Origin of the sequence: Acinetobacter sp. 2JN-4 (assembly GCF_003687745.1) — a bacterium.
Taxonomy (GTDB): domain Bacteria; phylum Pseudomonadota; class Gammaproteobacteria; order Pseudomonadales; family Moraxellaceae; genus Acinetobacter; species Acinetobacter halotolerans.
In genome coordinates, this window is sequence record NZ_RDNY01000002.1 from 1 (window position 1) to 11,952 (window position 11,952).

12 protein-coding genes are annotated in these 11,952 nt (G+C 38.8%); 9 read left to right on the forward strand and 3 right to left on the reverse strand.

Annotation, left to right across the window (positions count from 1 at the left end; translation table 11 throughout):
• The first annotated feature begins 325 nt into the window (after positions 1-325).
• Genes EAH57_RS02890 through EAH57_RS02900 form a run of 3 tightly spaced genes read left to right on the forward strand, consistent with a single transcriptional unit; the run spans position 326 to position 2,516 of the window.
• Positions 326-799, forward strand: coding sequence for a YfiR family protein (locus tag EAH57_RS02890; RefSeq protein WP_121929120.1), 474 nt, complete (start codon positions 326-328; stop codon positions 797-799).
• A 5-nt stretch (positions 800-804) separates the two neighbouring features.
• Entirely contained in the window at positions 805-2,028 is a 1,224-nt protein-coding gene (locus tag EAH57_RS02895; protein ID WP_121928776.1) for a diguanylate cyclase domain-containing protein, read from the forward strand.
• Between the two features lie 8 nt (positions 2,029-2,036).
• Positions 2,037-2,516, forward strand: coding sequence for an OmpA family protein (locus EAH57_RS02900; RefSeq protein WP_121928777.1), 480 nt, complete (start codon positions 2,037-2,039; stop codon positions 2,514-2,516).
• A gap of 56 nt (positions 2,517-2,572) precedes the next feature.
• Here EAH57_RS02900 and EAH57_RS02905 read toward each other — a convergent pair whose 3' ends face one another.
• A complete protein-coding gene (locus EAH57_RS02905; RefSeq protein ID WP_121928778.1) occupies positions 2,573-3,583 on the reverse strand; it encodes a metallophosphoesterase in 1,011 nt (336 codons plus the stop codon).
• Between the two features lie 104 nt (positions 3,584-3,687).
• Between EAH57_RS02905 and EAH57_RS02910 the strand changes: the two genes are divergently transcribed.
• Entirely contained in the window at positions 3,688-5,316 is a 1,629-nt protein-coding gene (locus tag EAH57_RS02910; protein ID WP_121928779.1) for a phospholipase D family protein, read from the forward strand.
• Between the two features lies 1 nt (position 5,317).
• On the opposite strand, the gene EAH57_RS02915 is transcribed toward EAH57_RS02910, so the two are convergent.
• Entirely contained in the window at positions 5,318-6,142 is an 825-nt protein-coding gene (locus tag EAH57_RS02915) for a lysophospholipid acyltransferase family protein (protein ID WP_121928780.1), read from the reverse strand.
• Positions 6,143-6,341: 199 nt separating this feature from the next.
• On the opposite strand from EAH57_RS02915, the gene EAH57_RS15925 reads away from it, so the two are divergent.
• The 5 genes from EAH57_RS15925 to EAH57_RS02935 all read left to right on the forward strand — a co-directional run bounded on the left by EAH57_RS15925 (position 6,342) and on the right by EAH57_RS02935 (position 9,518).
• Positions 6,342-6,482 carry a hypothetical protein gene (locus EAH57_RS15925; RefSeq protein ID WP_171407365.1) on the forward strand — a complete coding sequence of 47 codons (141 nt, stop codon included), beginning with the start codon at positions 6,342-6,344 and terminating at the stop codon, positions 6,480-6,482.
• A gap of 74 nt (positions 6,483-6,556) precedes the next feature.
• Entirely contained in the window at positions 6,557-7,900 is a 1,344-nt protein-coding gene (hflX, locus tag EAH57_RS02920; protein ID WP_121928781.1) for a ribosome rescue GTPase HflX, read from the forward strand.
• A gap of 43 nt (positions 7,901-7,943) precedes the next feature.
• A complete protein-coding gene (locus EAH57_RS02925) occupies positions 7,944-8,306 on the forward strand; it encodes a hypothetical protein (protein WP_004672872.1) in 363 nt (120 codons plus the stop codon).
• 11 nt (positions 8,307-8,317) lie between these two features.
• Positions 8,318-8,986 (forward strand): LrgB family protein, encoded by a 669-nt coding sequence (locus EAH57_RS02930; protein ID WP_121928782.1) that lies wholly within the window; start codon positions 8,318-8,320, stop codon positions 8,984-8,986.
• A gap of 88 nt (positions 8,987-9,074) precedes the next feature.
• Positions 9,075-9,518, forward strand: coding sequence for a DUF2147 domain-containing protein (locus EAH57_RS02935; protein WP_121928783.1), 444 nt, complete (start codon positions 9,075-9,077; stop codon positions 9,516-9,518).
• Between the two features lie 72 nt (positions 9,519-9,590).
• On the opposite strand, the gene EAH57_RS02940 is transcribed toward EAH57_RS02935, so the two are convergent.
• Positions 9,591-11,774 (reverse strand): carboxy terminal-processing peptidase, encoded by a 2,184-nt coding sequence (locus EAH57_RS02940; protein ID WP_121928784.1) that lies wholly within the window; start codon positions 11,772-11,774, stop codon positions 9,591-9,593.
• Positions 11,775-11,952: the final 178 nt, after the last annotated feature.

An 11,952-nucleotide genomic window follows, 5' to 3' on the forward strand; every position in this document is an offset into this window, starting at 1 on the left:
TAGGCAATTTAGATATTTTTAAAACTTATTCTTAAACACAAGATTTAAATCTTTCAATCCAAATCCTTGTTTCTCAACAAGTTTTTATCCGCATCACCGCCGATGGATGTGCATTCTACAGCATTTCCAATACCACACAACCCCTTTTTTTGATTTATTGTGACGAGTGGGTGTTTTTTGAACTGACGAGTTACTTTTTATTCCTTTTCTTTGTAATTAAGAACTATTTTTAAACAATTAAGTCAAGTAGAATATGTTGATTGGTTCACACTTTTGGCATTTTTGATTGAAAATACGGTCTATTTTAAAAAAAACGCAATATTTATTGCTTGTAGTCTTATGTTCTACGAGCCAGTTTTCCTATGCCTCATCAAGTCATAACTTCTATGAGTTAGCTTTATCAATATTAAGTTATAGTAAATGGTCAAATACAACTCGCCCAACAATCTGCGTCATTGACAATTCTGAAGCAGCAGCTCAATTTCAAGTGAATATTCGACAGCTTGCGTATGATTATCAAGTGCAACCGATCAACGTGAGAGACTTTGTAAAAACAGATTGCCATGTCGTTTACTTTTCTACGACATCCCCACAACAGCAGCATAATTTAATTCAATCACACCCTTCTCGCTCGTTGCTGTCATTAAGCACCAACAATCCAGCTTGTGAGGTTGGGAGTATTTTTTGTTTATATAATAAAAAAACGTTTTCAACATTTAAGGTTAACTTGGATGCTTTGAGTGATTCCAAAGTTCATATTGATCCTCGAGTTTTACTCTTGGCAAAGAACACGGAGTAAACCGAGTGATTTCAAGTTTATACCAATCCACTTCTTTACATGCTTTATTCCGTAAATCCCAATTTACCATTTTTGCGATTACTTTTGTTATTTGCTCATTTACTTTTGCTACGATTTCTATGTTTACCATGGAAACTTACGCAAAACAGAATTTACAACTATTAAGCCAAACGGTACTCGAGCGGATTCAACCAGCGGTTGTTTTTAAAGATAAAGGCACGATTGATCAAATCCTAGCTGACTATACAACGGGACATGCCATTCGCAGTATTCATGTCTACGATCCTCAAAAAAAATTACTCGCCGAAAGTCACAAAACCATAGAACATACGTCTTTTCTACAAGATTTATTGGATAAATGGTTTTTACATGATCCAGTGCAGCTCAGTATTATTCATCATAAAAAGCAAGTTGGTGAGTTGGTACTATATGGTAGTTCTGAAAATATTTTACATTTTCTAAAAACCATCATCATTGGCTTAGCAATTTCAATGCTTTTTATTGTGATTGCATTGTTGTGGTCGATCAATCTGACCTATCGTCAAATTATGCAAGCGATTAAACCATTGACGCATATTGCTCAATTGGTGAGCGATCAAAAGGCTTATAATTTACGTTTCCCGAACAATCCGATTAGAGAGTTTCAAAATTTAAATACGGTATTTAACGAACTCTTAGAAGAAATTCAAATTTGGCATACACATTTGCAGAAGGAGAATCGCCAGCTTTCATTCCAAGCACATCATGATCAACTAACTGGTCTACCAAACCGCAATTATTTCTATCAAGAATTGTTCAATATTTTTGAAAACCCGCAATACCGTCATAACTCTGCACTGTTATTTTTAGACAATAACAAGTTTAAAATTATTAATGATCAATATGGCCATTTAGCAGGAGATGCAGTTTTAGCCGAAATGGCTTTACGCTTGCAACAATCTGTTCGCCAAGAAGACTTTATTGCTCGCTTAGGTGGTGATGAATTTGCAATTATTCTGCATGCCATCCACCACGCAGACCATTTACAAGCAATTGCAGAAAATCTACTTGCAAGTTGCAAAGAACCATTAATTTTTAATGATCAAACCATTCATTTTGGCTTTAGTTTGGGAATCGCCTTTTCTCAGTTTGCTGAGAACCCTGAAGATTTGGTGATGCAAGCCGATCAAGCCATGTATAAAGCTAAAAACTTAAACCCTCATTGGTTTCTTTATAAACCAGAAATTTAGGATATGTTATGCGCACTCACACCCTTAAAATTTCATTTATTGCATTACTTTGCCTAACATTGGCTGGCTGTTTGAGTTTTGGCCCTTTGAAGTATCGTCAGGTCAAAATGTTAAAACAAGAAGGTTTCGTTTTAACAGACGAAGGTTGGAGCCTAGGTCTACCTGAACGTTTACTCTTTGATTTTAATAAAGCAGACATCAAATCTGATCATGAGAAAGAGATTGCTCGCCTTGCGAAGCAGTTAAATAAATACAATCTGCAAAAACTTAAAATTGTGGGTCATACCGATGATGTTGGTAATGCAGAATATAATCAGAAACTTTCTGAGGAACGTGCTCAAAGCGTTTCAATGATCTTTCTCAATCAAGGCTTCAAGCAAAATAATTTAACCGTGATTGGTCGTGGCTCAAGTCAGCCTTATTTAGCAAATACCTCAGAGGAAAACCGTGCCAGCAATCGTCGAGTTGCTGTGATCATTATTCCTTAGTTCTACGATCAACTCCATTTCAAAAAAGCCGACTCAATTGCAGTTGGCTTTTTTATTTAAATCAATTCAATAATGTCTATCGTTGGTGGGACTCTGAAACGGAATGGTACTCCGACCATTCCTGTGCCTACAGTCACAAAAACATCGGCATGTTCATGTGAGTAAAAACCTTTTTTATGTCCAAGAATAGATACTTTTTTCATAATATAACTGGTGATCCATGGCAACTCGATTTGTCCGCCATGAGTATGACCAGAAAGCATCAATGGCCGTATCGGCAACTCTGGGACCATATCAACGGTATCTGGATTATGCGATAAAATTAACCATGGTTTGTCCTGAGGCAAATCTGGCATAAAGCGCATATTCGCCTTACCTGCCCATAAGTCGCCAACGCCAATCAAACGAAATTCTTCAAAATCAACGATCTTACTTTCAATATCAATAACATTATTTTGCGCCAATGCTTCACTTAACAGACTTTGAATTGGTGGACCTGGATATTGTTCATCATGATTTCCAGGGACAGAGTAAACAGGCATTTTTAGCTTCTTCAGAACTTCAAGTTCTTGAACCAATCGATTTTCTGGCTCATAAGTCCAATCACCAGCCACCACGACCAAGTCTGGCTGTGCTTTATTCAGTTTTTTGACAATACTTTTTAATTGCCGCTCATGGCCTGAAAACAATCCCACATGCATATCAGCAACCAATGCAACCTTAATGGGTTGCGTGAACTCACGTTTTGGATTTAAACGAAATTGATGGTATTTGACATGAATTTGATGTGGCTCAATAAAGCGAGCATAGACCAATAGGCTACTGAGTAGAAAAACGAAAGCAGCTTGATGTAAGTTGTAATATCCAGACCAACCCGCATAAAGACTAAAGAACCAAAGTGGTACCAGTAAATAGGAGAGATAGAAAGCAAGTAAATGTACAAAAGCTTTGAAAGGATGAATCGTTTCTGTACGTGCTTGATGGATCCACGCTTGAATAAATGCCCAAAGCGCTAGAATGGCAAAAATAAGATAAAAACCAATAATAATAGGATCTGAATTCGACATTAACGTCCTCTTTAACTTTACTTTAGGGACACCCCATCGCATCTTATATTTATCTTTTTCGATGAAATGGTATACTCAAGCCCAACTTATAACCAGTAACGATTATGGCGCAATTTTCTCATTTTAATCGTAAACATACAAAGATAAGCACAAGCGCTTACAATAAAAACATGCTTGCGATTTATTGCACCATTGTACTTACTACGACAGGTTGTAGCACTTTACCGAAACATAAAGCACTCCCAACTCCACAAGCGACTATTCAAGTTGATCACACCGAAACATCACTCGCGCAAATCATTCAACCCTTACAAGAACAACATCCAGACCTCACAGGCTACCATGTTTTATTTGAACCATTAGAAGCCTTATCTGCACGTTTGAGTTTAATTGACAAAGCTGAGAAAAGTTTAGATTTACAATATTATATCTGGGACAATGATAAAGTCGGTGCGCTCGCCTTACATGCATTGATTCGTGCCGCAGATCGTGGTGTCAAAATAAGACTATTAATTGATGACAATAATGCAAAAAAGACCGAAGGGATTTTCCTCGCTTTAGCGCAACATCCGAATATTGAAGTCAAATTATTTAATCCCTATCGTTTCCGCAAATATCGTGCCGTTGATATGGTCTTGGACTTAAAGCGTATCAATCGACGGATGCATAATAAAAGTTTTATTGCAGATCATCAGATTGCACTGATCGGTGGGCGCAATATGACCAACCAATATTATAATGTCAGTGAAAATTATCAGTTTTCTGATGTAGATGTCATGTTATTTGGTACGGCGGTAAAAGATATTTCTGAATCTTTCGACGATTACTGGAAGCACGAATATGCCTATGATGTGCGAGAGGTTGTTAAGCAACGTTCACACCGCCTGAGTTATGAAAGCTTAAAACATCAGCTTGATGAACATTACAAACTGGTCACAGTACAAAACTATTTAGACATCACCAATCACTCTCAAACCATTAATGCACTGATGAAGCAGGAGATTTCGCTTAATTGGGTCAAGGCAGAAGTCGTTAAAGACTCGCCTGACAAAATCAAGGCGAAAGCAAAAAAAGAAGAACATCTCAACTTCCAGTTACTCAATCATTTGGAACAGCCAGAAAAAAATATTGATTTAATTTCTGCTTATTTTGTGCCAGAGAAAAAAGGCACAAAAATCCTAACTGATTTGGCTCAAGATGGTATAGAGGTTAGAGTGCTCACCAATTCATTTAAAGCCAATGATGTTGCTGTCGTACATGCTTTTTATGGCAAATATCGTCAAGAATTACTTGAAAATGGCGTGCAACTTTATGAGTTCCTACCTGCCATAGACAAAAGTGATCTGGATAAGCGTACTGAAGAACTTGCTAAAAAAGCCAAAATCAGTATCAAAGGTTTAAGTCGTTCTAGTTTACATGCCAAGCTTATGGCTTTGGATGACAAACAAGTTTTTATTGGTTCTTTTAACTTTGACCCTCGTTCTGCCTATTTAAATACAGAAATTGGGGTGTTGTTGAATAGTCCTGCCCTAGCAAAAGAAGTGCATGCCACCATGGACCAAAACTTAACTAAATTTGCATATAAATTGGTCTTAGATGCTAACAACAAAATTACTTGGCATCGCCAAACTTCACAAGGACCTAAAATTTACAGCAAAGAGCCTAAAATGAAATGGTGGCGAAAAGCAGGAATGAAAATAGTTTCATGGCTACCAATCGAAGGTTTTATGTAGTTTATTGATCTTGCGGAAGTGTTGTGAGCACTTTCTGTTGCAATTGCTTTAACCCTTCGCGCATCCGTAGATCCACTTCTTTTGTCAGCGTTTCTACGGTATGTCCCTCTACAGGAATCGCGGGAAGCGTCAACAAATGTGCTGTCACTCTCGGCATTTCCAAAACACGTTGCACATGTTCCACAAAAGACATATTACCAATAAATGGCGCAACTAAATCTAGCTCCCCGTGTTGACTTTCATAGCAAATCACACAGATTTGTACAGGTCGTTGCGCCTCAATTGCCGCTCCTAATAATCGCCCATGTACTTTTTTGACATTCCGACCATCGGTTGTGGTTGCTTCGGGGAAAAACAGCACTGGAATGTCTTGTTTTAAAAACTCGGTAATCTGCTCTCGAATCCGCAGTGAATCACCCGAGCCACGCTTAATAAATAAAGTTCCGCCACCCTTAGCAATATTGCCCAGAATTGGCCATTTTTCCACTTCAGCTTTGGCCAAAAAGAAAACTCGAGCACCCGAACCCAGTACAGCAACATCTAACCATGAAATATGATTGCTCACCCATAACGCAGGTTCGCGCGGAATAACACCATGCACTTGTACATCAATATTAAAAACTTCACACAAACGGCGGCAGAAATATTGTACATAACGCGTATTTACAGGATTATTCGGATCTTTATATAAACCATGGCGATAAATAAGATAAAAGCCTTCACCAATGGTTTCTAAGCCTGAAGCCAACTTTCTACTATATAAATTAAATTTTGAGAATAAACTTAATGGTGAGTTGTCTTTTTCTACTGTTGCATCTTGAGTCATAAAATCATTAAAACCATAGAGTCAGTCAAAACTGAACATATATACATCGGATTGATCCAGTTATATCACGCCAATATCCACTTATAAAAGTTAGCTCGATAATAAAAACCGAATGTCAGCATAATTTTTTTCAATTTCAAATGACCTACCAGATCGATTATTGTAAATTGATCGAATTTACAGATTAATAGGTAGTCACATGAATCAACCTATCAACACAACTGAGCAACAAAACACAATACCTTATGGCTATGCTTTAAAAATGATTTTGGGTTGGTCTATTTTATATATGGGAAGTCTTGTTGCTTTTATTCAACTTATCTATCGCAATACAATATAAATCAACGAAGACTTTGCCCTTTGGTTTCAGTTTATCTTAGAATAGGACTTTAATGTCAAAGGTATGACAACAGCGTGGAATATTTAGAGCAACATCAAGGCGGTGAACGTGCAATTTTGGTGAGTGTATCTGTCCAATTGCTTGATGATCTTGATGCCGAGGAATTTCGGTTACTCGCTCAATCCGCAGGTGCTGACATCCTAGAACATATTTCTGTACAACGAAATAGACCCGATCCAAAATTCTTTATTGGTTCTGGCAAAGTCGATGAAATCGCAGAATTAGTCCAAAGCCTCGAAGCAGAATTAGTTATTTTTGACCATGCATTATCCCCTGCACAAGAACGCAATTTAGAACGCATCCTGAAATGTCGTGTCATTGACCGTACAGGCTTGATTTTGGATATCTTCGCATTACGTGCCCGTACTCATGAAGGTAAATTACAAGTTGAACTTGCTCAACTCAAACATTTATCGACACGTCTAATTCGTGGTTTTACTGGCAATCTAGAACAACAAAAAGGTGGTATTGGGCTACGTGGTCCAGGTGAATCACAATTGGAAACAGACCGTCGACTCATCCGAGTCCGTATTACTCAGCTCAAAGATAAACTGGTCAAAGTACAACAAACCCGTTCACAAGGTCGTGCTGCACGTCAAAAAGCAGCGATTCCCACGATTTCTCTAGTGGGTTATACCAATGCGGGAAAATCAACTTTATTTAATATTTTAGCAAAAAGCGATGTCTATGCAGCAGACCAACTTTTCGCAACACTAGATCCGACTTTACGTCGTCTCGATTGGGATGGCATCGGTGCCGTTGTGATCGCTGATACCGTCGGATTTGTCAGAAATCTACAACATGATTTAGTCGAATCATTTAAAGCAACATTAGAAGAAACACTGGAAGCAACCTTACTGTTGCATGTGATCGATAGCAGTAGCGAGAATATGGCTGAGCAAATCGAAGCTGTAGAATCTGTTCTGAAAGAAATTGGAGCGGACGCACCAATTTTGCATGTTTATAATAAAATAGACCTGAGCGGAGATACCGCAAAAATCCTGTATAAAGCACCTGATCTCCCAGATCGTGTGTATTTATCAGCTCATTCTGGTCAAGGATTGGAGTTACTCAGTCAGGCTGTACAGCAATGTTTGATGGGACAATTACAACAATTCGATTTAGTTCTAAAACCTGCTTATGGCAAACTACGTACACAGTTATATAGCCTCAACGTTATTCAATCTGAATATCATGATGATCATGGTGATTTGCATTTGTCGATCCGTATTGCGCCACAAAAATTGGAGCAACTGATTAAGCAAGCACATTTGCCTTTAGACGAAATTTTAGGAAAAAAAGCATCCTTGTTCCAGCGCACTTTGGAAGAGTTTGAGATACAGCATCCACCACTATAATTGCGATCAACCATCATTCAGATAGACGAGAGTAAGAGATCATATGAAAGAGATTGACTGGACCGCTTGGTTTTACACGATTTTATTAATTATTGTATTTCGTGAGGGTGCTGTCGCAATCACCAAGGTCTTTCATCATCCAGAATTAGGAAATCTCGTCGGACTGATTGCTTTACTGGCAACGTTATTGATTTGGAGAAAATATAGAAAAATTTCCAATCGTCTGATTGATACCAACAACAAGATCATGAAAGAAAGTGCCTTCGCATTCCTGCCTATTTGTGCGGGTTCATTGATCATGTTGGTTCACTTAGGTAAAGAAATTCCTGTATTTTTATTTATCTTAACCTTAAGTACGTTATTGCCATTGTGGATTTACGCCAAAATGGCAAAACGCTGGTTATAGAGGTCCTATATATGTTTATGATTATTTACGGCTTCGTTATTACACTTATCAGCTATCTCATCGCAAAACCGTTGAATAAAAAAATCCCTCAGATTCCCTTAATTGTTTTTGCCATGTTTATCGTGATTGGACTATTGTTGATTTTAGGCATTCCTTATGAACAGTATATGAATAGCGTCGATAGCACCTTTAATCATTTACTTGGCTATGTCACTGTTGCCTTAGCAATTCCTTTGGCAGCAATGCGTTATGATGATTTACCGATTAAATCCATGCTTGGAATTTTAGGCTTTGCAAGTATTAGTGCTGTAGCCCTCCCAATGGGACTGGCTTACTTATTACATATGTCTGAGCCAACGATCATGGCATTTGCAACACGCGCAGTAACCACTCCTATCGCACTGAATATTGCCACTTTATTACATGCTCCGTTAATGATGGTGACCCTGATCGTGATTTTATCTGGTGTTATTGGCGCAGCATTTTCACCTTGGATCTTGAAACACATTAATGATGAACGTGCTTCTGGTTTAGCTTTAGGATTAGCAGCGCATGCCATCGGCACTGCTCAAGCATGGCAACGAGGTCCAGTAACTGGGAGATATGCAGCATTCGGTATGGCTGTTAATGGGGTGTTTACAGCCATCTGGCTACCAACCTTTATTCTATCTTTATCATAATTTTTGTCACAAATCTCATATTAATGTTGAACTAGTTATTACAAATCACCCATAATAGAACACTTGAACATTAAATGGATTTTTGGTCATGGGGAAAAAATTAATAAGTGCTTTGTTTTTATCGACAGTCAGCAGTTTTGCTTTTGCAATTGATATTACAGGTATGTGGCAGAGTATTGATGACAAAACGGGTGCACCCAAAGCTTTAGTCGAAATTCGCCAAGAATCGAACGGAACTTATACAGGTAAAATTGTAAAACTGACACCTCGTATAGGCTATACACCAAAGGAAATATGTGTAGACTGCCCACCACCTTATACCAATAAGCCTATTGTAGGCTTAGATGTAGTTACAGGATTAAAATATAGTCAAGGCTTAAACTATACCAATGGTCGTATTCTTGATCCGAATACAGGCAAAATTTATAGTATGAGAGCTAAACTGAATGCCAACGGCAAGCGCTTACACTTACGTGGTTATTTAGGTGTTTCTGCGTTAGGTCGCAATCAGATTTGGATTCGTGCAGATTAAAATCGACCTCGTCCCGAAACAGAAAAGCCCTATTTTCAAATAGGGCTTTTCTTATGAGGGGAAATGACTAAATTAACGTCCTTGTAACTTGGCATAGTCTAGAAGCACATTGGCAGCTTCGGCCACAAAAGTCTCCTCTTCTGGCAATGCTGGGCGTTGATGCGCTTTCATCTTGGCACGCGATTCAACTAGCGCATCAATTGACGCTTGATAGCTTTCCCAATTTGCATACGGCTTTTGACCTGTTGCTAAACGACGTTGGTTTTCTGCATTTAATGTTTGTTGCTCTAAATCAATTAACTCTGCACGACGTTGATTGATATCCAAAACAACTTTCTTCTGAGCAGAGGTTTTCTGAGCGATCGCTTTACGTGTTTCTAAGTATTTGAACTGAGAATCTGCTGCAACACGTTGAGCAGAAAATTCAGATAACTTCGTTACATAAGGTTGTACTGAACCTTCACGTTTAAACGGTGCGGTTGGAATCGTATCCCATTTCAAAGCATTCTTCGCTTTACGCTCACCAAATTCTTCATTGTAAATATCAACCAGCTTAATGTCTGGAATCACCCCTTTATTTTGGGTACTTCCACCAGTAACACGATAAAATTTACGCTGTGTCAGGGTCGCTTGACCATAAGCCAATGAATCTAACTGAACCTGAGCCGTGCCTTTTCCTGTCGTCGTGCTACCAATCACGATGCCACGCTCATAATCTTGAATCGCCGCAGAATAAATCTCGCTCGCAGACGCAGAAGCCAAGTTGACGAGAACAGCTAACGGACCTGCATAAGCTTGTACGCCACCATCAGTGTCTTCAAATACATTGACATTGCCATTGCCATCACGGATCTGCACCACAGGACCAGATTTAATCACTTGGCCCAACATACGGGCAACTTCTTCTAAAGAACCACCTGGATCGTTTCGTAGATCAATTAAGATCCCTTCAACTTTCTTCGCTTTCAGTTCTTCTAAGGCTTTGGCAGTATCAACAGAAACCGAACGGTATTCTGTACCCGCACGACGTGAACGGTAATCAAAATAAAATGATGGAATCTCAATAACACCAAAGAGATGCTTTTTGCCATCGCGGGTGATTTCAACCGTACGTGAACGAACACCTGCATCTTCTTCTTGAATAATATCGCGAACTAAAGTGACATTACGTGCCTGACTCATTGCTGCGCCTGTGCCTAACAAGCGCACCACAACTTTGGTTCCACGTTTACCACGAATTAATCCTACAATTTCTGAACTCGGCCAACCAATCACATCCAGCATTTTCTCGCCATCTTGAGCAACCCCAATAATGCGATCTCCTGATTTCACTTGACCTGATTTACTTGCTGGACCACCTTCGACGATCGTTTCAATTCGTGTGTAATCTTCATTGCCACGCTCAGGACGAATCGAAACACCGATCCCTTCTAAACGCAAAGTGGTTTGACGATTCAACTCCATCGCATCAATCGGTGGATAATAATTGCTGTGCGGATCATAGGTCGCCAACATCGCATTCAATGTCTTTTCTAGCACATCATCACTTTTCACACGCCCCATTCGCTCTAACTGACGTGTATAGCGTTTAGTTAGGGTTTGAACAGGTGTTAAATCTTCTGGTCCAGTCAAATCTTGACCATTTGCAAGTGATGGATTCTCTTTTAATGCTTTTTGTTTGGCTTGCTCTTCTTCTTTGCTGATCGTTAAATTAATCAGTTGTGAAACCAGCATCTTTTGCCAGTGGGCTTGTTGTTCAGCTTTGGTATTAAAATAAGGTACTTTTTCACGATCGATATCCAAATACACATCTTTCTGCTGCAAGTTTTGCGGCTTTTTCAATTCAGCCAACATAAACTCATAGAACTCTCTTAGTCGCTCTCGATATTGCGCATGAATCGCAAAAGGACCCGTGAGGTTTCCAGCTTTAAGTGATCCACCAAAATTTGAACCATATTTATTCTTATAATCTTCAACTTCACTGCTTAAAAATAATGAATGATCTGGATCAAGACTATCAAGATACATATCTAAAATACGTTTTGAAGTCGTCGCATCTAAACGCATATTAAGATAATGCTGACGATCAACCAGTGTTGCTAACTGACGCGCGACCAATGCTTGTTCTTGTGATGGCTTGATCACCGTTGAAACGGCAGACGCTTCTGTCGCCGCAATAGCCTCATTCATGGTATGAGAGAAAAATAAACCACCAGTCGCAATTGCAACTGCACACGCTATCATTTGAAGTTTCATAAAATTTTGGTGCTTCCTTGGATATGGCAATTATTACACGCTGACCATATCAATATGAACATATTTCATTCAGTATTTATCAGCCTGTAAACTCGTCGGTTGTTATAAATAACGTCTCAACGAGTATTTATCATCAATATCATGTAGTTTTATCATATTCTGTACTGACAAAATGTAG